This window comes from Vibrio sp. MarTm2, from assembly GCF_027587055.1.
Classification (GTDB): domain Bacteria; phylum Pseudomonadota; class Gammaproteobacteria; order Enterobacterales; family Vibrionaceae; genus Vibrio; species Vibrio sinaloensis_D.
In genome coordinates this window covers 815,663-837,263 of record NZ_JAPPTK010000001.1, presented here as the reverse complement: position 1 = coordinate 837,263, position 21,601 = coordinate 815,663, and the positions used below count along the sequence as shown (strand labels likewise).

22 protein-coding genes and 1 other RNA gene are annotated in these 21,601 nt (G+C 46.4%); 16 read left to right on the top strand and 7 right to left on the bottom strand.

Features of this window, described 5'->3' with window-relative positions; genetic code table 11:
• The first annotated feature begins 20 nt into the window (after nucleotides 1-20).
• The 6 genes from nudF (at nucleotide 21) to parC (ending at nucleotide 6,912) form a co-directional block, all read left to right on the top strand.
• Nucleotides 21-650, top strand: coding sequence for an ADP-ribose diphosphatase (nudF, locus tag OH458_RS03920; protein ID WP_269977328.1), 630 nt, complete (start codon nucleotides 21-23; stop codon nucleotides 648-650).
• Nucleotides 638-1,078: a DUF1249 family protein gene (locus tag OH458_RS03915; RefSeq protein ID WP_269977327.1), complete on the top strand. Its 441-nt coding sequence runs from the start codon at nucleotides 638-640 to the stop codon at nucleotides 1,076-1,078. The genes nudF and OH458_RS03915 overlap by 13 nt, the downstream gene beginning before the upstream one ends.
• A 10-nt stretch (nucleotides 1,079-1,088) precedes the next feature.
• On the top strand, nucleotides 1,089-1,907 hold the full coding sequence (gene cpdA / locus OH458_RS03910) for a 3',5'-cyclic-AMP phosphodiesterase (RefSeq protein ID WP_269977326.1): 819 nt from the start codon (nucleotides 1,089-1,091) through the stop codon (nucleotides 1,905-1,907).
• A gap of 9 nt (nucleotides 1,908-1,916) precedes the next feature.
• Entirely contained in the window at nucleotides 1,917-2,498 is a 582-nt protein-coding gene (yqiA, locus tag OH458_RS03905) for an esterase YqiA (protein WP_269977325.1), read from the top strand.
• Nucleotides 2,499-2,751: 253 nt separating this feature from the next.
• Nucleotides 2,752-4,632 (top strand): DNA topoisomerase IV subunit B, encoded by a 1,881-nt coding sequence (parE, locus tag OH458_RS03900; RefSeq protein ID WP_038139715.1) that lies wholly within the window; start codon nucleotides 2,752-2,754, stop codon nucleotides 4,630-4,632.
• Between the two features lie 3 nt (nucleotides 4,633-4,635).
• Complete coding sequence (parC, locus tag OH458_RS03895; RefSeq protein ID WP_269977324.1) at nucleotides 4,636-6,912, top strand: DNA topoisomerase IV subunit A; 2,277 nt, start codon at nucleotides 4,636-4,638, stop codon at nucleotides 6,910-6,912.
• A 51-nt stretch (nucleotides 6,913-6,963) separates the two neighbouring features.
• On the opposite strand, the gene degS is transcribed toward parC, so the two are convergent.
• The 3 genes from degS to zapG all read right to left on the bottom strand — a co-directional run bounded on the left by degS (nucleotide 6,964) and on the right by zapG (nucleotide 10,115).
• Nucleotides 6,964-8,025 carry an outer membrane-stress sensor serine endopeptidase DegS gene (degS, locus tag OH458_RS03890; protein WP_269977323.1) on the bottom strand — a complete coding sequence of 354 codons (1,062 nt, stop codon included), beginning with the start codon at nucleotides 8,023-8,025 and terminating at the stop codon, nucleotides 6,964-6,966.
• 145 nt (nucleotides 8,026-8,170) lie between these two features.
• The gene (locus OH458_RS03885; protein WP_038139711.1) at nucleotides 8,171-9,538 is read right to left on the bottom strand and encodes a DegQ family serine endoprotease; all 1,368 of its coding nucleotides are present in this window, start codon (nucleotides 9,536-9,538) and stop codon (nucleotides 8,171-8,173) included.
• Nucleotides 9,539-9,659: 121 nt separating this feature from the next.
• Entirely contained in the window at nucleotides 9,660-10,115 is a 456-nt protein-coding gene (zapG, locus tag OH458_RS03880) for a Z-ring associated protein ZapG (RefSeq protein WP_269977322.1), read from the bottom strand.
• A 152-nt stretch (nucleotides 10,116-10,267) separates the two neighbouring features.
• Between zapG and zapE the strand changes: the two genes are divergently transcribed.
• The 8 genes from zapE (at nucleotide 10,268) to sspB (ending at nucleotide 16,587) form a co-directional block, all read left to right on the top strand.
• Nucleotides 10,268-11,371, top strand: coding sequence for a cell division protein ZapE (zapE, locus tag OH458_RS03875; RefSeq protein ID WP_269977321.1), 1,104 nt, complete (start codon nucleotides 10,268-10,270; stop codon nucleotides 11,369-11,371).
• A 247-nt stretch (nucleotides 11,372-11,618) separates the two neighbouring features.
• Entirely contained in the window at nucleotides 11,619-12,047 is a 429-nt protein-coding gene (gene rplM, locus OH458_RS03870) for a 50S ribosomal protein L13 (RefSeq protein WP_038139704.1), read from the top strand.
• Between the two features lie 15 nt (nucleotides 12,048-12,062).
• Nucleotides 12,063-12,455 (top strand): 30S ribosomal protein S9, encoded by a 393-nt coding sequence (rpsI, locus tag OH458_RS03865; protein ID WP_005436094.1) that lies wholly within the window; start codon nucleotides 12,063-12,065, stop codon nucleotides 12,453-12,455.
• A gap of 330 nt (nucleotides 12,456-12,785) precedes the next feature.
• The gene (gene petA, locus OH458_RS03860) at nucleotides 12,786-13,379 is read left to right on the top strand and encodes a ubiquinol-cytochrome c reductase iron-sulfur subunit (protein WP_038139701.1); all 594 of its coding nucleotides are present in this window, start codon (nucleotides 12,786-12,788) and stop codon (nucleotides 13,377-13,379) included.
• Nucleotides 13,379-14,644: a cytochrome b gene (locus tag OH458_RS03855; protein ID WP_005476328.1), complete on the top strand. Its 1,266-nt coding sequence runs from the start codon at nucleotides 13,379-13,381 to the stop codon at nucleotides 14,642-14,644. The genes petA and OH458_RS03855 overlap by 1 nt, the downstream gene beginning before the upstream one ends.
• Nucleotides 14,641-15,378 carry a cytochrome c1 gene (locus OH458_RS03850; protein WP_038190850.1) on the top strand — a complete coding sequence of 246 codons (738 nt, stop codon included), beginning with the start codon at nucleotides 14,641-14,643 and terminating at the stop codon, nucleotides 15,376-15,378. Before OH458_RS03855 ends, OH458_RS03850 begins: the two co-directional genes overlap by 4 nt.
• A gap of 86 nt (nucleotides 15,379-15,464) precedes the next feature.
• Entirely contained in the window at nucleotides 15,465-16,100 is a 636-nt protein-coding gene (sspA, locus tag OH458_RS03845; RefSeq protein ID WP_038139696.1) for a stringent starvation protein SspA, read from the top strand.
• A gap of 10 nt (nucleotides 16,101-16,110) precedes the next feature.
• Nucleotides 16,111-16,587: a ClpXP protease specificity-enhancing factor gene (gene sspB / locus OH458_RS03840; protein ID WP_038190848.1), complete on the top strand. Its 477-nt coding sequence runs from the start codon at nucleotides 16,111-16,113 to the stop codon at nucleotides 16,585-16,587.
• Between the two features lie 50 nt (nucleotides 16,588-16,637).
• Here sspB and OH458_RS03835 read toward each other — a convergent pair whose 3' ends face one another.
• Genes OH458_RS03835 through OH458_RS03820 form a run of 4 tightly spaced genes read right to left on the bottom strand, consistent with a single transcriptional unit; the run spans nucleotide 16,638 to nucleotide 19,975 of the window.
• Entirely contained in the window at nucleotides 16,638-17,210 is a 573-nt protein-coding gene (locus OH458_RS03835; RefSeq protein WP_269977320.1) for a BON domain-containing protein, read from the bottom strand.
• A 4-nt stretch (nucleotides 17,211-17,214) separates the two neighbouring features.
• Nucleotides 17,215-17,805, bottom strand: a complete 591-nt coding sequence (locus tag OH458_RS03830; protein WP_005476318.1) for a phosphoheptose isomerase — start codon at nucleotides 17,803-17,805, stop codon at nucleotides 17,215-17,217.
• Between the two features lie 3 nt (nucleotides 17,806-17,808).
• On the bottom strand, nucleotides 17,809-18,174 hold the full coding sequence (locus OH458_RS03825) for a YraN family protein (RefSeq protein ID WP_081980393.1): 366 nt from the start codon (nucleotides 18,172-18,174) through the stop codon (nucleotides 17,809-17,811).
• Nucleotides 18,161-19,975, bottom strand: a complete 1,815-nt coding sequence (locus tag OH458_RS03820; RefSeq protein WP_269977319.1) for a penicillin-binding protein activator — start codon at nucleotides 19,973-19,975, stop codon at nucleotides 18,161-18,163. The genes OH458_RS03825 and OH458_RS03820 overlap by 14 nt, the downstream gene beginning before the upstream one ends.
• Nucleotides 19,976-20,038: 63 nt before the next feature.
• Here OH458_RS03820 and rsmI point away from each other — a divergent pair, with 63 nt between their 5' ends.
• Nucleotides 20,039-20,902 (top strand): 16S rRNA (cytidine(1402)-2'-O)-methyltransferase, encoded by an 864-nt coding sequence (gene rsmI, locus OH458_RS03815; RefSeq protein WP_038139690.1) that lies wholly within the window; start codon nucleotides 20,039-20,041, stop codon nucleotides 20,900-20,902.
• A 149-nt stretch (nucleotides 20,903-21,051) separates the two neighbouring features.
• Nucleotides 21,052-21,494, top strand: an RNA gene (rnpB, locus tag OH458_RS03810) — RNase P RNA component class A.
• Nucleotides 21,495-21,601: the final 107 nt, after the last annotated feature.

Sequence of the window (21,601 nt, the reverse complement as noted above, 5' to 3'; positions counted from 1 at the left end):
TTCACTCAGCGAGGTGCCAAATGCAACCATCTGAAAAGCGACACGGGGAGTTTACACCCCAAGATGTGGAAATAATCTCAAAAGAGACACTGTTCAAGGGTTTCTTTAGCATGGTCAAATACCGCTTTCGACATAAGCTGTTCGAAGGGGGGTGGAGTCAGCCACTTGAGCGCGAGATGTTTGAGCGCGGCCATGCAGCGGCCATGCTGCCTTACGACCCGATTACAGACCAGGTCGTTATCATTGAGCAAATCCGTGTTGGAGCATTAGAGCATCCATCACCATGGCAGATGGAGATAGTCGCAGGGATCATTGACCATGGAGAAACGGCAGAAGATGTCGTTCGTCGTGAGGCGGTTGAAGAGGCAGGGATTGACGTCACCTTGTTAGAGAAAGTGACGTCTTACTACCCATCTTCAGGTGGTTGCTCTGAAATGCTCGATGTTTACGTTGGAAAGGTTGACGCAACAACCGCACATGGCGTTCATGGTTTAGACTATGAGGGTGAAGATATACGCGTCCATGTCATTAGTCGTGAAGAGGCTTATGATTGGGTAACAAATGGTAAGTTTGAAAATGGTGCTTCGATCATTGCGCTGCAATGGTTACAACTGAACCACCAACGTTTAAGAAGCGAATGGCACAAGTAGCAGTAAAAAAGCCGTATCATGTTGATTTATCAGAGCTGATGCGCACCTATGAAACCAATTATGCCAAACTCAACGCACTCATTCCGAGTAACGCGAGTGTTGGCGACATTCGCTGTTATCAAGCTGCTAATATGACGTATCAAATTCTAGTGGGCGAAGTCACAAAGTACACAACTTTGGTCGATATTTGTCAAAGCGATGACGTTCCAGTATTTCCATTGCCGAGAATGTCTGTCAGGCTCTACCACGATGCTCGCGTAGCAGAAGTCTCGGAATGTGAGCACTTACGGCGTGTCAATGCACGTTACGAATACCCAAATGACAAGATGGTTCAACAAGATGAAAAAGCACAATTGAACCGTTTTTTAGGCGATTGGTTAACATTTTGTCTGCGGCATGGTATCAGTCGGACACCGATCAATATTTAGGTTTGAAATTTTGAAAGTTACGTCAAACTCATCAGATAGCAGCATTAAGCTGCTCCAAATTACAGACACTCATCTGTTCGAAGCAACAGATGGCAGCTTATTAAGTGTCAACACTGGTGAGAGTTTTAAAGCTGTCGTCAATGCAATTGTCGAGCAAGAATGTCGTTTTGATGCTCTTTTAGCGACGGGCGATATCTCTCAGGATCATAGTGAAGCGTCTTATCAATGCTTTGAGCGTGGCATTGAGCCATTGCTGAAACCCTGTTTTTGGTTGCCTGGCAATCATGACTATAAACCGAATATGACGTCGGTGATCCCATCGCCACAAATTCAGCAGGTCGACCATGTTTTGCTGGGCGAACACTGGCAGATGATCCTGCTGGATTCTCAAGTTGTTGGTGTGCCACATGGCCGCTTGAGCGATCAGCAGTTGGCTTTACTGGATGAAAAACTCGCGCAGTATGCCGATCGTCACACTCTCGTTTTGCTTCACCATCACCCAATTTTGGTGGGTAGTGCTTGGCTAGATCAGCACACACTTAAAGATGCGGATGATTTTTGGCAAGTGGTACAAAAGCACGATAACGTCAATGCTGTGTTATGTGGTCATGTACACCAAGATATGAATGTCATGCATCACGGCGTTCGCGTCATGGCAACGCCCTCGACTTGCGTTCAGTTTAAACCTAACTCGGATGACTTTGCGTTGGACACCACCTCACCAGGTTGGCGAGAGCTTGTGCTTAAAGCCGATGGGCAATTAGAGACTTACGTAAAGCGTCTTCCTGCAGGATGCTTTCAACCTGATTTCAGCTCTGCCGGATATTAAGAGGATCGCATGAAGCCATCACTACTTCTATATATTCATGGTTTTAACAGCTCACCACTTTCACACAAAGCGAATGTAATGAAAGCGTACTGTGAGCAGTATCGGCCTGATATTAAAGTTTTGGTTCCTCAATTGCCTTGTTTTCCAGAGCTTGCTGCGAACTTGTTGCTCGACATTGTTGAACAGCATAAAGAGGATTACCGTATTGGTTTGGTCGGCAGTTCGCTGGGTGGGTACATGTCTATGTGGCTGAACAACCAGTTTGGCTTTCGAGCCGTGGTGGTTAACCCTGCGGTGAAACCTTATGAGCTGTTGGCTGATTACTTGGGTGAACAAGTTAACCCTTACACCAATGAAACGTATATGCTTGAAGAGCAGCATATCGATGAACTGATTGCTCTTGATACGCCGACGATTCGTGACCCGTCTGATTTTTGGTTGCTTCAGCAAGAAGAAGATGAAGTACTCGATTATCGGCAAGCGGTGAGCAAGTTTGTTGGAGCAAAACAGACCGTAGAATCCGGTGGTGATCATAGTTTTGTCGACTTCGAACGCTATCCAGAAAAAATCATCAAATTCTTACAACTCTAAAACCTTGTTGCTCAGCTCCTTATCATCTTGAACACAATTTGATAGGTTGATGAGGGAAGAGTCATAAATTTACCTGTTACTTACTTATCTCGCTTGACATCAATACGTCTCTTCCAGACTATGTTTCACTTATGCTTGGCAGGATGCAAAGCGATTAGAGTTTGCTCGCTTTTTCGATTCTCAATCAATTGCTAGAGCTTAATGTCCCGCCTGCTTGGCTACCCTTTTATTCTTTATATAGATATTCCGTATTATGACTGAACAATATAATGCGAAAGACCTTTCGGTTCTTGAAGGTCTCGACCCAGTACGACACCGTCCTGGTATGTATACCGAAACGGAGCGACCAAACCATCTCGCCCAAGAAGTTATCGACAACTCGGTGGATGAAGCGCTTGCGGGTCATGCGAAAAAAATCAAAGTCATTCTTCATGCAGACCAATCGCTCGAAGTAATCGATGATGGTCGTGGCATGCCCGTTGATATTCACCCGGAGAAAGGTATTTCGGGTGTTGAACTTATCATGACCAAGCTGCACGCTGGCGGTAAGTTCTCCAATGACAACTACAAGTTCTCTGGTGGTTTGCATGGGGTTGGTATTTCGGTGGTTAACGCGTTATCCAAACGTGTGGAAGTCACCGTAAAACGCCAAGGTCAAGTGCATGAAATCGCTTTTGAACACGGTAACGCCGTGACAGAACTGACCGTGACCGGAACTTGTGGTCATCGCAATACCGGAACGTCAGTCCACTTCTGGCCAGATGCTAAATACTTCGACAGCTACAAGTTCTCAGCGCTACGTTTGGTGAACAACCTGCGTGCCAAAGCCGTGCTCTGCCCAGGATTAGAAATCACGTTTAGCGATAAAGTTAACGATGAAGAGCACAAGTGGTACTACGAAGATGGCTTAAAAGACTATCTTGCTGAGGGCGTGAAAGGCTATGAAGTACTGCCAGCCGAGCCTTACATCGGAGAGTTCACTGCAGAAACGGAAATGGCAACGTGGGCGGTGATCTGGCAGCCTGAAGGTGGCGAGATGATCACCGAAAGCTACGTTAACTTAGTTCCAACTAAGCAAGGTGGTACGCACGTTAACGGTCTTCGCCAAGGTCTACTTGATGCGATGCGCGAGTTCTGTGAGTTCCGTAACTTGCTTCCTCGTGGGGTTAAGTTAACGGGTGACGACATCTTCGATCGCTGTTCTTACGTGTTGTCGGTCAAGATGCAAGACCCTCAGTTTGCCGGTCAAACTAAAGAGCGTCTTTCATCTCGTCAAACAGCAGCATTTGTTTCAGGCGTAGTAAAAGATGCCTTCAGCTTGTGGTTAAACGAAAAACCGCAACTTGCTGAACAGCTGGCAGAAGTGTGTATTGCCAATGCGCACCGCCGCATGCGCGCAAGTAAGAAAGTTGTGCGTAAGAAGGTGGCATCAGGTCCGGCACTACCGGGTAAGTTAACCGATTGTTCTGTACAAGATTTAAATCGTACTGAAATCTTCTTTGTCGAGGGTGATTCGGCAGGCGGCTCAGCGAAACAAGCCCGCGATCGTGAGTTTCAAGCTGTGATGCCGCTGCGCGGTAAGATCTTGAACACGTGGGAAGTCTCTGCTGATCAAGTCCTTGCTTCTCAAGAAGTGCATGATATTTCAGTTGCGCTGGGTATTGACCCTGACAACGACAACCTCGACGGCCTACGTTACGGCAAAATCTGTATCCTTGCCGACGCGGACTCGGATGGTCTTCATATTGCAACGCTACTGTGTGCTCTGTTTACTCGTCACTTCCGTGCTCTAGTTGAAGCAGGCCATATCTATGTCGCAATGCCTCCTCTCTATCGTATCGACTGTGGTAAAGAAGTGTTCTATGCCCTTGATGATGATGAGAAAGAGGGCGTATTAGAGCGCCTATCGAAGAAAAAAGCCAAAATCAACGTACAGCGATTCAAAGGTCTGGGTGAGATGAACCCACTCCAACTTCGCGAAACAACCATGGATCCTAATACCCGTCGCTTGGTTCAGCTAACCATCGATGATAACGAGCAGACCATGGAAATGATGGATATGTTGTTAGGTAAGAAACGTGCGGATGACCGCCGTAGCTGGCTACAAACCAACGGCGATATGGCAGAGGTTTAACGAATGTCTACAGAGATTACATACGATGGCGTTGAACAGTTGCCGATGCGCAAGTTCACTGAAGACGCTTATCTGAATTACTCAATGTACGTAATTATGGACCGCGCGTTGCCATACATTGGCGATGGTTTGAAGCCGGTTCAACGACGTATTATTTACGCAATGTCGGAGCTTGGTCTCTCGGCTGCAGCAAAATATAAGAAATCAGCACGTACTGTTGGTGACGTGTTAGGTAAATACCATCCACACGGCGACTCGGCGTGTTATGAAGCGATGGTATTAATGGCACAGCCATTCTCTTACCGTTACCCATTGGTGGACGGTCAAGGTAACTGGGGGGCGCCAGATGATCCTAAATCGTTCGCTGCAATGCGTTATACCGAAGCGAAGCTGTCTAAGTTTGCGGAAGTCCTGTTAGGTGAACTTGGTCAAGGCACGGTCGAATGGCAGCCTAACTTTGACGGCACAATGAAAGAGCCGCAAATGCTACCTGCGCGGCTGCCACATATTCTATTGAATGGCGTTACTGGTATCGCGGTGGGTATGGCAACGGATATTCCGCCTCACAACGTCCGTGAAGTGGCAAATGCAGCGATTCACTTGATCGATCATCCAAAAGCAGAACTGCCGGATGTGATGAACTTTGTTCAAGGTCCTGATTACCCGACCGAAGCAGAAATCATTTCGCCAAAAGCGGATCTTGAGAAGATCTATCGCACTGGTCGCGGCAGTATTAAGATGCGTGCGGTTTGGCACAAAGAAGGCTCTGATATCGTGATTACAGCGTTGCCACACCAAGTGTCTGGCGCGAAATTGCTAGAGCAAATTGCTAACCAAATGCGTGCGAAAAAGCTGCCTATGGTTGACGATCTGCGCGATGAATCCGATCACGAGAACCCTACGCGAATCGTTGTCGTTCCGCGTTCAAATCGCGTTGATTGCGACCAGTTGATGAATCATCTGTTTGCCTCAACCGATCTAGAAAAGAATTTCCGCGTTAACCTCAATATGATTGGTCTAGACAATCGCCCGCAGGTTAAAGGTTTAGTTCAAATTCTGTCTGAATGGATCGAATTCCGCCGCACCACGGTTCGTCGTCGCCTACAGCACCGTCTTGATAAAGTGATGGCTCGTTTGCACATCCTTGAAGGTTTGTTGGTTGCCTACTTAAACCTTGATGAAGTTATTGAAATCATCCGTACCGAAGACGATCCTAAAGCGGTATTAATGGCGCGCTTTGGTATTACCGAAATTCAAGCAGATGCGATCTTAGATACCAAACTTCGTCATCTAGCCAAGCTAGAAGAGATGAAGATCCGCGGTGAGCAAGATGAGCTAGAGAAAGAGCGCGAGAAGTTAGAGTTGCTGCTAGGTTCTGAGCGTCGCATGAATACCTTGCTTAAGAAAGAGATCCAAGCGGACGCCGATAAATACGGTGATGAGCGCCGTTCACCGCTGGTGGAGCGTGCAGAAGCGAAAGCACTGACTGAACGTGACCTAGTACCAAGTGAGCCGATTACCGTTGTTCTGTCTGAGAAAGGTTGGATTCGTCACGCTAAAGGTCATGATGTCGACGCTGAGGGGCTAAACTACAAGTCTGGTGATAAGTATCTCGCTCATGCTCGAGGGAAGAGTAATCAACAGGCAGTCTTCCTAGGTAGCGATGGTCGCAGTTATTCACTCGAGTCTCACTCGCTGCCATCTGCAAGGAGTCAAGGCGAGCCGATTACTGGACGCTTGAACATCACAGCGGGCAGTGCGATTCGCCAAGTGATTATGGGTGAAGAAGAGCAATTATGGTTAGTGGGCTCTGATGCTGGCTACGGCTTTGTTTGTAAAGGCAGCGATCTGCTTTCTAAGAACAAAAGTGGTAAAGCATTGGTGACGTTGCCAGTGAACTCGGAAGTGATGACTCCTGATGCGATAGCGGATCTCGATTCAGACGAGATTGTTGCGATTACGAACCAAGGTCGAATGTTGCTGTTCCCGATTAAAGATCTGCCTCAGCTTGCAAAAGGTAAGGGCAACAAGATCATTAATATTCCTGCGGCAAAAGCCAAAGAGCGTGAAGAGATACTCTCTCACTTAATTGCGGTGCCTAAAGGCGCAACATTGACGCTTTATGCGGGCAAACGCAAGTTAGGCTTGAAGCCGAGTGATTTAGATAATTTCCGCGGTGAGCGTGGGCGACGAGGTAGTTTGCTGCCGCGTGGTTTGCAACGTGTCACTCGAATAGAGATTGAATCTGGCTCAGCCTCGGTTGAAGAGAACGCTGAATAACAAAAAATCCCATGCCAAGGCATGGGATTTTTTATTTCAGTGCAGAGATAATTAGCGTGTGTCTTCTGCTATGGTTACTTGAAGCGTTTTCTCTTCGCCTTTTCTAAGAATAAGTACATCAACCACAGTGCCGGGTCTTAGCTCGGTCACGATATCAAGTACGCTTTGACGGCCATTTATTTTCTTGTCGTCGATCTTCAAAATAATGTCTTGCGCTTCAAATCCTGCCGCTGCCCCTGGACCATTTGGATCAACCCCTAAGACAACAATACCACCTAGATGCTCATTGCCGAGCAATCTTGATGTGACGGAATTGATGTCTTGACCATCAATACCAATGTAGCCACGAATGACCCGTCCATCTGCGATGATCTTCTGCATGATTTTGTCGGCAAGGGTAAATGGAATTGCGAATGAAATCCCGTAGGTCTCTAGCTCTGTCGCTTGTTGGAACGAAGCTGTGTTGATTCCAACGAGTTCTCCGCGGGTGTTAACAAGAGCACCGCCTGAGTTGCCTTCGTTGATGGCGGCGTCGGTTTGAATAAACGCTTGTCGCCCGTCAGCACTGATTGACGAGCGCCCCGTTGCAGAAATAATGCCGAACGTCGTTGTTTGACCAAGGTTATATGGGTTACCGATCGCTAAGACAACATCGCCCACTTTAGGTGTGTAGTTTGGATTTAATGGAATCACCGGAAGGTTGGAGCCTTCTACACGGAGTATTGCGATATCAGTACGGCGATCTTTACCTACTAGTTGTGCAGCAGCGACTCGACCGTCTTGTAAGGCGACAATGATTTGATCAGCTTGGGCTACGACGTGGTAATTGGTGATGATGTAGCCTTTTTCGCTGACAATCACTCCAGAACCAAGGCCTTGTGTGAGTAGCTTTGAACGGTCAGCCTCGGTGTATTTACGGCTATAGATGTTCACCACGGCGGGTGCTGCGTTACGGACCGCTTGGTTGAACGAGATTTGTAACTGGCCGCTACCTTTTTCCTGATCTAATGGAGTATGTGGAAGGATATTGCTTCGTAGTGAAGGCAACGCGAGCAGCAATAGCGCTGCAGTGGCAAGCCCTAAGCCTACGGAACGCAATATAAATTGCAGCATACTGTCCTCGTCTAGCGTTTGGTAGAGATAAGTTGCTGAAGAATAGCACTAGATGAGTCAATAATAAAAGGACAGCGGAATTTCCCACTGTCCTTTCAGGCTGAGTTCGCGTTTTTATGATGAACTTATCATCAGTGAAGTGACGCTATCGAATGACTAAGTAGAGCGTACGGTCGCCACGCTGGATGTTAAGCGCTAGTACGCCAGGTTGCTTCTCTACGATTTTACGGAACTGAGCTAAGTTTTTCACACGCTTACGGTTAACGCCGATGATGATGTCACCTTCTTCGAGTTTGTAGGCGTCTGCGCTTGAGCCTTTCTCCACTGCAGTCACTTTCACCCCTTGTACCGCATCACTCGCATTGGTGTTGGATAGTTGGGCGCCCGATAAGCCTTCATGAAGTTTCTCAGCTGGCGCTTTTGCGTTTTGCATTTCACCAAGGGTTACTTCAAACGTCTTCTCTTTGCCGTCTCGAATAACTCCAAGTTCGATGGTTTTGCCTGCACCCAATGTCGCTACCTTCGCGCGCAGCTCACTGAACGAAGTGATGGATTTACCATTAATGGAGACGATAACATCACCTGCTTCAAGGCCTGCTTTGTCAGCGGCACTATCCGCAACCACTTGGCTGACAAACGCGCCCTTACTTGACTCATACCCAAGCGCTTCTGCGAGTTCAGAGGTGATTTCTCCACCTTGCACTCCTAGCATGCCGCGTTTGACTTCCCCAAACTCGAGGATTTGGTCTGTCAAATTGGTCATCATATTGGATGGGATGGCAAAGCCGATGCCCACATTCCCGCCATTGGGCCCTAAGATAGCGGTATTAATACCAATCAATTCACCGTTTAAGTTAACCAGTGCGCCACCCGAGTTGCCGCTGTTGATCGCGGCATCGGTTTGAATGAAGTTCTCGAAGTTTTCAAGATTGAGGCCACTGCGTCCCAACGCAGAAACAATCCCTGAAGTGACGGTCTGACCTAAGCCAAACGGGTTACCAATCGCAACAGTAAAGTCGCCGACTCGTAGCTTGTCTGAATCTGCAATCTTAACTTCCGTTAAATTTTTAGCTTTCTCTAACTTGAGTAGTGCAACGTCAGACATTTGGTCGCCGCCAACAAGCTCTGCATCGTACTCTCGGCCATCATGCAGTTTGACACGGATTTTTTCGGCGCCATTAATGACGTGGTAGTTGGTCACAATGTAACCTTTGTCTGCATTGATTATGACGCCAGAACCTAAGCCGCGGAATGGGCGCTCTTGCAATTGTTCGGTTGGAAAGTCAGGACCGAAGAAGAAGCGGAATTGCTCAGGGATATGTTGTCTTGATACTTGCGTGCCTTCGACTGAAATACTAACGACGGCTGGGGTCACTTTTTCGAGCATGGGAGCCAGACTAGGGAGCTGCTCACCGTTAACAGATAGAGGCAATGCCGCCGTTGCGGGCATTGGGGTGATGATTGAACTTAAGCTTAATGATAGGACGGTTAATGCAAGCAAAGGTTTTTTCATCTGATAACTCCTATTTAGTTAAGGCCTTAACTCTTATATTTGATTGAAAAATATAAGATCAAGTGGCGCTTGTGAGAGTTATGACTCAAAAACCTATGCAAAGTTCAGCAAATTTTCTGCCTTAAGACGCTTTAGCTGTCACGACTTGTTCAGAGTCGAGGATTTCTTTCTTCTCTTCTTTCAATAGACCTGTCGCACCTGAGGCGTAATCTTTCGGGGCTTCATTCGGGCTTTCGTCAGTCTCTTCGTTGACGACTAACTCAGGCTTAGATTGTTCGGCAACCTTTTTATTAAAAGGGTTGTCTTGAACTGGAATATTAGGAAGTAGCTCTGATGAAGTCTTCGTCATGTGTTGGTAGAGTTTTGTGTACTCTTTACCTAGTGAATCCAACATATCGGCCGTTTGTGCAAAGTGGTCAGCCAGATCTTGCTTTTGTTGTTCCAACTCAAACTTTGCGGTTTCTAATTCTTTTTGGGTGCTTTTTTGTTTCTTGTATCCTGGTGTCGTTAAACGAGAAACGATGACACCAAACAGAGTTCCAACAAGCAAACCAACTAGGGCGTAAATCCAAGGCATATTAGCTCCTTATTGTTGTTATTTAACATGTTTATTACCACTTAGTTACACATGTTCAGTCGACATGGTACTATGAGAACTTCAGCCAATAAAGAAAAATGCATGTGCTCTACATAGCAGTTTCCACTCTTCTTCTGTAGGTCCTTGAAGTCATGACGCCCTTAGATAGCTATAAAAAAGACATAAAAGAGCATGGTTTTCAGCAAGATGACGCTCAGCTGCAAGCCGTAACCGCCTTAGATACGCTTTACCATCAATTCGTTCAATATGTGAATAGGCCTGTTGAGAAGGTTACTGGGTGGAAAAGTTGGTTTGCAAAGAAACCTGAGCCGCCGACCGCACCAAAAGGACTCTATTTTTGGGGTGGTGTCGGTCGCGGGAAAACCTATTTAATGGATACCTTCTTCGATGCTTTGCCATCAGAGAAAAAAATGCGAGTGCACTTTCATCGCTTTATGTATCGGGTTCATGATGAGCTCAATGCATTGGGCGATGTCAACGATCCCCTCGAGTTAGTGGCAGATACTTTTAAAGCCGAAGCGGAAATTATCTGCTTCGATGAGTTCTTTGTTTCTGATATTACCGATGCGATGATCTTGGGCACTTTATTTCAAGCCTTGTTTGCTCGCGGAGTTGTATTGGTGGCGACATCGAACATTCCGCCGCATGACTTATATCGCAATGGGTTGCAAAGGGCTCGATTCCTCCCCGCAATAAAGCTAATAGAAGAAAATTGCATTGTGCTGAATGTCGATAGTGGTATTGACTATCGCTTACGCACATTAGAGCAAGCGGAAATCTATCATTATCCGTTGGATGAACAAGCGAACAAAAATCTGCACCACTATTTTGAGCAGCTTGTCGGAGAAGCGCGAAAAGGAGATCGAGTGATTGACATTAATCATCGCCAGATTGATGTGGTTGAGACTTCTGAGGGCGTGTTGCATGCAACGTTTGGGCAATTATGCCAGACAGCGCGTAGCCAAAATGACTATATTGAGCTCTCACGGATTTATCACACCGTGCTGCTAGCGGATGTAAAACAGATGGACAGAACCATTGATGATGCAGCTCGCCGCTTTATTGCCTTGGTGGATGAGTTTTACGAGCGCAACGTAAAGCTGATTATTTCTGCTGAGGTCGCGTTAGAGGATCTATATACCAGTGGACAACTGGAGTTTGAATTCAAGCGCTGCCAGTCTCGTTTGATCGAAATGCAGAGCCATGACTACTTGGCGAGAGAGCATTTGGCATAACGTTTTGATTAAATAGTAGCGGTTTGAAAAAAAATCGATTTTTTCCTCAAAAAAAGGTGATTTTTTCTACTGACTTCTCTATAATCCTGCGACCCACCGTTACTGCAGACCTTGATTATCGAAGGTATTTCGACATAACGGGTCGAGAGTGCCAACCACTCGAAGGGGTGTTGACTGGACTCTTAGTCAGTGGGAGCTTTTGGCTCCTTTAAGTGTAAATTTAAATAATTAACGGGTTATTATTAGCATGAAAACTTTCGTTGCTAAACCAGAAACTGTAAAACGCGACTGGTACGTTGTAGACGCTGAAGGTAAAACTCTTGGTCGTCTAGCAAGTGAAATTGCATCTCGCCTACGTGGCAAACACAAAGCTGAATACACTCCACACTGTGACACTGGTGATTACATCATCGTTGTTAACGCGGAGAAAGTTACTGTAACTGGTAACAAAGCTAAAGGTAAGATTTACTACCGTCACTCTGAATTCCCAGGTGGTCTTAAGTCAATCAGCTTCGAGAAGCTAATTGATCGTAAGCCTGAGATGGCTCTTGAGCTAGCAGTTAAAGGTATGCTACCACGTGGTCCTCTAGGCCGTGCTATGTACCGTAAGCTGAAAGTTTACGCTGGCGCTGAGCACAACCATGTTGCTCAACAACCACAAGTACTAGACATCTAATCGGGGATTTCGAAAATGGCAGAGAATCAATACTACGGCACTGGCCGTCGCAAAAGCTCAGCTGCACGTGTTTTCATTAAACCAGGCAGCGGCAACATCGTAATCAACAAGCGTAGCCTTGATGAATACTTCGGTCGTCCAACTTCTCGCATGGTTGTTAAACAACCTCTAGAGCTAGTTGAACTAACTGAGAAACTAGACCTATACGTTACTGTTAAAGGTGGCGGTATTTCAGGTCAAGCAGGTGCTATCCGTCACGGTATCACTCGCGCTCTAATGGAATACGATGAGTCTCTACGTCCTACTCTACGTGCAGCTGGTTACGTTACTCGTGACGCTCGTTGCGTTGAACGTAAGAAAGTTGGTCTACGTAAAGCACGTCGTCGTCCACAGTTCTCTAAGCGTTAATTTCCTCTACAGGAAATTTACCGCTCCAGTTTTATTACTGGAATTGTGGTTCAAAGCTCGGCTCTATGCCGAGCTTTTTGTTTTTCTTCGCAAAAAAAATCCCTTCTAACCTCACGCTTTTCCTAAGTTTTGTTTTAGTTATGTCCCTTTTGTGACCTCACTGGCGATTCGCCTCACAAATGTTACAAAAAGGTAGCTTTATCTTGTCAAAAAGTAGGGTTTTATTTATCATTTGCCATCAAATAAATACAACTAAATTCGTATTTTGTTAGCCATGCTCTTTAAGCGGAATAACAATAGTCCACAAGGAGCAAATGGGAGAATGTTTGGATGAGCAATGCGCCTTTAAATAACGGTCGCAGACGTTTTCTAACTGCTACAACAGCTGTTGTTGGTGGGTTAGGAGCCGCTGCTGTCGCCGTTCCTTTTATTAAATCTTGGAACCCAAGTGAAAAAGCAAAAGCTGCGGGTGCCCCTGTCGAAGTTGATATTGGTAAACTCGAGGAAGGGCAGATGGTACGTGTTGAATGGCGTGGTAAACCTGTTTGGGTTGTCCGTCGTGCACAATCTGTCGTAGACACGCTTAAAGAACTGGATGGTCAACTCCGTGACCCTTCATCTGGTGAAGAACAACAACCGACTTATGCTCAAAACGCTTACCGCTCAATTAAGCCTGAGTATTTCGTTGCTGTTGGTATCTGTACACACCTTGGTTGTTCACCGACTTATTTGCCTGACAGTTTTAGCGAACAAGTTCAGGGTGTGAAATCAGGTTTCTTCTGTCCATGTCATGGCTCTAAGTTTGATATGGCGGGTCGTGTATTCCAAGGCGTTCCTGCGCCGTTGAACCTAGTTGTACCTAAACACATGTACCTGAGCGATACCAAGATTCTAATTGGTGTTGACGAAGGAGGGGAGGCATAATGCAAGCTCTACTTGATTGGGTAGAAAAACGCATACCCGCAATGAATGCGTACAAAAAGCACCTTTCTGAGTACCCAATGCCAAAGAACTTCAACTTTTGGTATTTATTCGGCTCACTGGCAATGCTTGTTTTGGTTAACCAAATCCTAACGGGTATTTGGCTAACCATGAACTACGTTCCATCTGGTGATGGCGCTTTTGCGTCAATTGAATATATCATGCGTGATGTTGAGTATGGTTGGCTACTGCGTTACATGCACTCAACGGGCGCGTCTGCCTTCTTTGTTGTTGTATACCTTCACATGTTCCGCGGGCTGATCTATGGCTCTTACCAGAAGCCGCGTGAGCTGCTTTGGATCTTCGGTATGCTTATCTTCCTAGTGCTGATGGCAGAAGCATTCATGGGCTACCTACTACCTTGGGGACAGATGTCTTACTGGGGTGCTCAGGTAATCATTTCACTATTCGGTGCAATTCCTGTTATTGGTGATGATCTAACACTATGGATTCGTGGTGACTACGTAATCTCTGGTGCGACACTAAACCGTTTCTTCGCTCTACACGTTATCGCACTACCAATCGTGCTTCTGCTGCTTATCGTTCTACACGTACTAGCACTACACGAAGTGGGTTCAAATAACCCAGACGGTATTGAAACCAAACTGCCAAAAGGCACGATGGGCGATGACTACAAGACGCAGTTCAAGTTCCACGATTACTACTCTAAGAAGTATGACATCATTGATTCAGTACCTTTCCATCCTTACGGTACGGTGAAAGACCTGATTGGTGTGGCTGGTTTCTTGTTCTTGTTCTGTTACGTGTTGTTCTTCAACCCTGAAATGGGTGGATACTTCCTTGAGCCACCTAACTTTGAAGCAGCAAACCCACTGAAAACACCAGAGCATATTGCTCCAGTATGGTACTTCACACCGTTCTACGCGATTCTACGTGCCGTTCCAGATAAGCTACTCGGTGTTATCGCTATGGGCGCGTCGATTGCGGTTCTGTTTGTTCTACCTTGGTTAGATCGTTGTCGCGTTCGTTCTTACCGCTACCGCAGTAAGTTCCATTTATTCAATATCATCCAGTTCACGATCAGCTTTATCGCGTTGGGTATTCTTGGTGCGCTTCCAGCAACGCCAACATACACGCTATTAGCTCAGATCTTCAGCTTAGCTTACTTCATGTTCTTCGTATTGCTGTTCTTCTACAGTAAGAACGAAGCGACTAAGCCTCTACCAGAAAGGGTGACATTCAAATGAAAAAATGGATTGTAATTTTATTTGCAATGCTGCCGTCTCTGGCGATGGCAGCGGGTGCGAACGTACCACTGGACAAAGCAAACAATGACTTGAGTGACCAAGCTTCGCTTCAAAACGGTGCCAAACTGTTTATGAACTATTGTTTTGGTTGTCACTCTGCCCAGTATCAGCGCTATGAGCGTGTTGCTCGTGATATCGGTATCCCTGTTGAGCTTCTAAAAGATAACCTAATCTTCGATCCTGAAGCGAAAGTGGGTGATTTGATGGTTAACTCAATTCCACAGGATTCAGCGGCGAAATGGTTTGGTGCTCCACCACCAGATCTAACGCTGGTAGCCCGTGTTCGTGGTACTGACTGGCTATACACGTACCTTCGTTCATTTTATGCGGACCCAAGCCGTCCGTTTGGTGTGAACAACGTTGTTTTCCCTAGCGTTGGTATGCCACACGTATTGGAAGAGCTACAAGGTATTCCGACACCAGTGTATGAAACACACGTGGTTGATGGCGAAGAAGTGACAAAAGTTGTTGGCATTGAAAGCGATGGCACAGGTGAACTAAACGATGAAGAATACGACAATGCAGTTCGCGACCTCGTTAACTTCCTTGAGTATTCTGGTGATCCTGTAAAACTAGAGCGTCACGCTTTAGGCTGGTGGGTAATGGGCTTCTTGGTCATCTTCACCATCGTTGTGGTTCTACTTAAGAAAGAGTATTGGCGTGATGTGCACTAATTGTGCTACGATACCGTGCTAATTCCCTTTACAATGGAGGCTTGGCCTCCATTGTTTTTATCGTTGTAAGTGTGCTGGAGGGCTCCATGGCTGTAGCTGCCAATAAACGTTCTGTGATGACTCTATTTTCAAGTGCATCTGATATGTATAGCCATCAGGTACGTATTGTTCTGGCTGAGAAAGGTGTAAGTGTTGAAGTAGAGCTTGTTGATGAGACAAATCTACCTGCCGAGCTTATCGAACTTAACCCATATAAAACAGTACCAACTCTAGTTGATCGTGAGCTAGCGCTTTACGACTCAAAGATCATCATGGAATACCTAGATGAGCGTTTTCCTCATCCTCCGTTGATGCCTGTATACCCAGTTGCTCGTGGTAACAGCCGTCTGATGATTTATCGTATTGAGAGAAACTGGTACACATTGGCTGAAAAAGTAGTGAAAGGTTCTGCTGAAGAAGCGGAAGCTGCACGTAACAAGTTACGTAATGATCTACTGACGCTTGCTCCAGTATTCGCTGAGTACGAGTACTTCATGAGCGAAGAGTTCAGCCTTATCGATTGTTACCTAGCACCATTATTGTGGCGTCTTCCTCAACTTGGTATTGAGCTGACAGGCCCTGGTTCAAAAGAGCTAAAAGTGTACATGAACCGAGTGTTTGAACGTGATTCATTCCTAGCTTCTCTTACTGAAGCTGAGCGTGAAATGCGTCTAGCTCGTTAATCAGTTACTGATGGATATTTCAAACATGACTCCACGTCGACCGTACATGCTTCGCGCATTTTACGATTGGCTCGTGGATAATGATTTAACGCCGCATTTGGTTGTAGCGGCGACATTACCGGGTGTTCGTGTCCCTGATGAGTTTGTTCAAGATGGTCAAATCATTTTGAACATCGCTCCTCGCGCGGTGGGCAATCTTGAGCTCGGTAATGAAGCGATTACGTTTAATGCGCGTTTTGGTGGGCGACCACATTCAGTTATTGTTCCGTTGTATGCTGTTCAAGCGATCTATGCTCGTGAAAATGGTGCCGGAACGATGTTTGAACCTGAAGACGCTTACATTGGCGAGTTTGAAGAAGACGACGAGATGATTGTGGAAGAAGACCTTTCTCCATTATCTGTCGCGTCTGAATCGGAAGATAACGACACTGGCGAAGAGGAACCACCTCGACCTAAAGGCCGTCCGAGTTTACGTGTTGTAAAATGAGCGTAAGAATATTAAAAAGCAGCGAGTTTTCGCTGCTTTTTTTGTGCCTGTTATTCATTGTCTACTTGAAAGGCTTTTATCACTTGCTTCACGCCAGAGGTATTACGCGCAATTTCTGTGGCGATATTTGCGTGCTGCTCTGACACATAACCCAAAAGATACACCTCTTTGTCTTCTGTAATGACTTTTATCTTTACGCCGTTTAGCTCAGCATTGGCTAAAAGTGCAGACTTCACCTTAGTGGTAATCCAGCTGTCGTTACTAATTTCACTGATAGACAATGGTTCTTTGATTTTGAGTTGATTGTGAATGGTTTTGACTCCTTTCACTTTACGAGCTTGCTGCGCAAATTGCTCGCTTAATTGAGGAGTATTGGCTTGACCAAGTAATATAACCGTCCCATTGTACGAACTTGCTGTGACACGAGCGTTACCACGAAATGGCGCTTTATTGCCTAATCCGGTGATTTCGAACTCGATGTTATTGTCGTTCCAAATTTCTTGAGTAGTACGCGGGTCAATAACGATACTGGCTGTTGTCGCCGCGCCTGCTACAAGTAGACCTGCACACCCTGTGATATTGAGTGCGAGTACAGCCACTAATAAACCTTTTAATAGCTTCATAAATTTACTCTTCGTGAGCTGGAAACAATACTTGGTCGATAAGATCGCATAAGCAATGCAGTGTCACCATATGCACTTCGTGAATTCTCGCCGTTCTGTGAGAAGGAATACGAATTTCGACGTCATTTTCGCCGAGTAAGCCAGCCATTTCGCCACCGTCTTTACCTGTAAAGGCGATAATGGTCATGTCGCGTGTCACTGCGGCTTCCATAGCTTTAATGATGTTTTTGCTGTTACCGCTAGTGGAAATCGCTAGCAGGATATCGCCAGCTTGACCGAATGCACGAACTTGCTTGGAGAAAATCTCCTCATAGTGATAATCGTTGGCGACGGCTGTAAGCGTTGTGATATCCGCAGTTAACGCCATGGCAGGTAAACTAGGGCGTTCTGTCTCGAAGCGATTGAGTAGGCAAGAGACAAACTGCTGGGCATTTGACGAAGAGCCGCCATTTCCGCAGCATAGGATCTTGTTTCCGTTCAGTAAGCTTGCAACCATGGCTTGTGCGGCATGAGTAATGGCGTCAGGCAGTGCTTCAGCCGCTGCGATTTGAATTTGAATGCTCTCTGTAAAGCTGTCTTTAATGCTATCTAGCATTGATTATCCTTGAGTAATTGCGTTTTTAATCCACTCGACCTGTTTTCCATGCTGATGGATGGCAACGAGATCAAAGCGAAAGTCAGTTGAATAGACGGACAGGCCATTTTTCATCAACCACACGTTAGCCGCTTTCAAAATTCTTTGTATTTTACTTCGTGTGACGGTCTCAGCAGCGTGGCCAAAAGTTTGTTGGGCTCGATAGCGAACTTCGACAAACACGATGGTGTTGCCATCGCGCATAATAAGGTCGAGCTCTCCGCCCTTAGCGTGAAAGTTTCTCTCAATTAATGAGAAGCCGCAACTGATTAGATGCTTTTCAGCAACGGCTTCGTAGTGTTGCCCTTTACTACGCTTACTTAGCAGCACCGTGCTCAGCCCAGCTGATTTCACGTTGGACTACACAGTTTTCATCGATGGTGAGTATGCCTGTGTTGCCGTCGATGGCGTAGCCAGGAACAACTTTCATCTGAGGTAATTGTTCCATTAGGCGATACGCGTCCATACCAAGCGCTTGTAGGCGTTTCTTGGCGTTTGAATTGCGAGGCCAAAGTTGATCCATTTGTGCTTTGAGTTCAGCGTTCGGGTGCACAAGTAGGGGAATATCACCATAGCTTACACCGGTCAGGTCTTCATATTGCTGACGACCGCTGTTGCTGCGAGAGTTTGAGTACAGTTTTGGCGGTTGAGTATCAGGGTTAATAGCCACTTCGATAAATGGTTTGATCAGCGTGAGCTCTGAACTGCTTGCGACGATGTATACCGCATCAATATCACGGCGGCTGCGTGGCTGGCTTTCTAGAGGAACACTGAGCAGAGAGTCCATTTGAGCGATATGTTGTTGGCTGTCTTGTAGACCAAACACTTGGTTGATATTACGCTGTAGCTGACGCTTATCGCCAAATAGATTGACGGCGACTTTGTTACTACTGTGTTTCTTCCACTCTGCTTCAAACGCTTCGATGACGCGATCACCGAATCGACCTTGAGGAGCAAGAATTAACGGGAACTGATAGCCTTGTTTCGCAAGATGTTTTGCTGCTTGAGCGACTTCTTGTTCGGGAGAAAGCGCGAGATAACAGGTGCTTGTACTCGCTTCAATTTCCTCAGGAATGTTTAACGCCAGCATTGGCATCGGCTTGGCAAAATTTTCCTCAGCGCGCTGCAGTTTTTCGATGTTGTCTTTGACCAGAGGGCCGACGACAAAATCGATGTTCTTCTCGATGAGTTCCTTTTCAAGCTCTTCGATGGATACGGCATTGGTATCAATGACGGTTAAGGTTGCATTTTCATCACGATCGTCATCATTCATCATTTCCAGAATGAAGCCGTCACGGATTAACTGAGACTGAGTAGCAAACTTGCCAGTTAAAGGCAGTAGAAGCGCGGTATTAACGGGTTTAGTGATCTCTAAAGAGAGAATGTCTTTAATCGATTGTGGCGTGTAAGTTGCCGCTGGGTGGCTAGGGTTATCGGCTAGCCATTGTTCGATAGAAGATTGAAGCTCAGCCAATGAACCCGAGAGAGTTTGGCTGTAGTTGGCCAACGCTAACCAGCCGGAAAATACAGCATCGTTGCTTTGTGGTGACAGCGAAACTTGGGGAGTGGTTGAAACACGCGCTAGATTTGCCCAAATGCTGTCAGCAATAAACTGTTGTTCTGCAATGGCTGCGTAACGACTTTCAAGGCTGAGCTCACGAGCTGCAGCGTAGTACTCTCCCTGTTTCACAAACAATGAGGCGCGAACCTGATGGTATTCCTTCCATTGCTCATCTGCTAGTTGCCAGTTTGTACGGAAGTTGAGCAGTGCAAGCGCTTCATCATTCTGCCCTTGTTTAACCAACAGCTCAGCACGGGCTAATTGCCATTCGGCTTGTTGCATGTTCGTCAAGTTCTGGCGGGAGAGCCGCTTAATTAGCAATTCCGACTGAGTTGTGTCGCCTGCCGCAATAGAAGCTTTCAGAGCCATGATTAACCAATCATTTTGTAAACTGCCAGTGCTGCTGTCTGCACGCATTAGGTAAGTTTGCAGCGGTTGATTTGGATCTAAGGTGATATCAACGGATTGAGGCGTTGATGGACCTGAGCTACAAGCTGTTAATGCAACAGCAAGGGCTACAGGAGTGAGTAAGCGTGTTACACTGAGTCGCTTATGGTTTTTCATGGCCATGAGTTCTTAGTTAATTCCGTATAAAATTGTGTCTATATTAATCGTTGAAGTGATGGTAAACAAATGACAGATAACAAAACCTTACCAACCGAGGTCCCAACTCTCTATATTGTCCCGACTCCCATAGGCAATCTAGGTGATATCACTCAACGCGCAATAGACGTTTTATCTAGTGTGGACCTGATTGCAGCAGAAGATACACGCCATACTGGCAAGCTGTTGTCTCATTTTGCAATCTCGACCAAAACTTTTGCTCTCCATGATCATAATGAACAGCAAAAAGCGCAAGTACTGGTTGAGAAACTTTTAGCGGGCCACTCAATTGCATTGGTTTCTGATGCAGGTACACCATTAATCAGTGACCCAGGGTATCACTTGGTGACAAAGTGTCGTCAAGCGGGCGTTAAAGTTGTTCCTCTACCTGGAGCATGTGCGGTGATTACGGCACTAAGTGCATCTGGTCTGCCGTCTGACCGTTTTAGTTTCGAAGGGTTCTTGCCAGCCAAAAGCAAAGGGCGCAAGGATAAGTTTCTCGAGATTGCGAAAGCAGAGCGCACTTGTGTCTTCTACGAGTCGCCACATCGAATCCTCGATTCTTTAGATGATATGCTAGAGATTCTTGGACCTGATCGCGAAGTGGTTTTGGCGCGTGAGTTGACCAAAACCTTTGAAACTATTCAAGGTATGCCATTGGCTGAGTTGGTTGAATGGGTAAGAGCGGATGAAAACCAACAGCGTGGAGAAATGGCGTTGTTGATTCACGGATACCGTGCGGCGATTGATGATTCGTTACCGGAAGAAGCGACCCGTGCGCTTGGTATTTTAGTGAAAGAGCTCCCGCTTAAGAAAGCGGCTGCAATGGCAGCGGAAATCTACAATCTAAAGAAAAATGCGCTCTACAAATGGGGTCTAGAGAATCTCGACTAATTGAGCGAGATAATGTGAGTCGAGCTCAAAGGTCTCGGCTCATTTTCCTTTAACGACTGCGCTCGTTTTCTGTTCACTTAGCTCTCAGATTTCATCTAATCTGTGATCTCGCTAGACACTTCACTCTGAACTCTATACAATCCGCCCTCGGAGCTGACTGGGTAGCCGCTGCTTTGTTGATGTCCTTCGGGAGACTGACGTTGAGGTCCTTTGGGAGACTGACGTTGACGTCCTTCGGGAGACTGACAAGGGGGAGGAAAGTCCGGGCTTCATAGAGCAAGGTGCCAGGTAACGCCTGGGGGGCGCAAGCCTACGACAAGTGCAGCAGAGAGAAGACCGCCGATGGCCCCTATTTTCGAATAGCGGTGCACAGGTAAGGGTGAAAGGGTGCGGTAAGAGCGCACCGGACGACTAGTAATAGTTCGTAGCAGGGTAAACTCCACCTGAAGCAAGACCAAATAGGCCTCCACATTGCGTTGCTCGCGTAAGGAGGCGGGTAGGTTGCTCGAGCCAGTGAGTGATTGCTGGCCTAGACGAATGGCTACCGCCGCGCAAGCGGAGACAGAACCCGGCTTATGTGTCGGCTCCACCTATTCGAGACCCATCGTAACTTTGTTGTTATGATGGGTTTTTTGCTTTTAATTGACCGATTTTATTTTCGAACCATTAAACTTAGCGCAAAATCACGTGTTCTCGCTT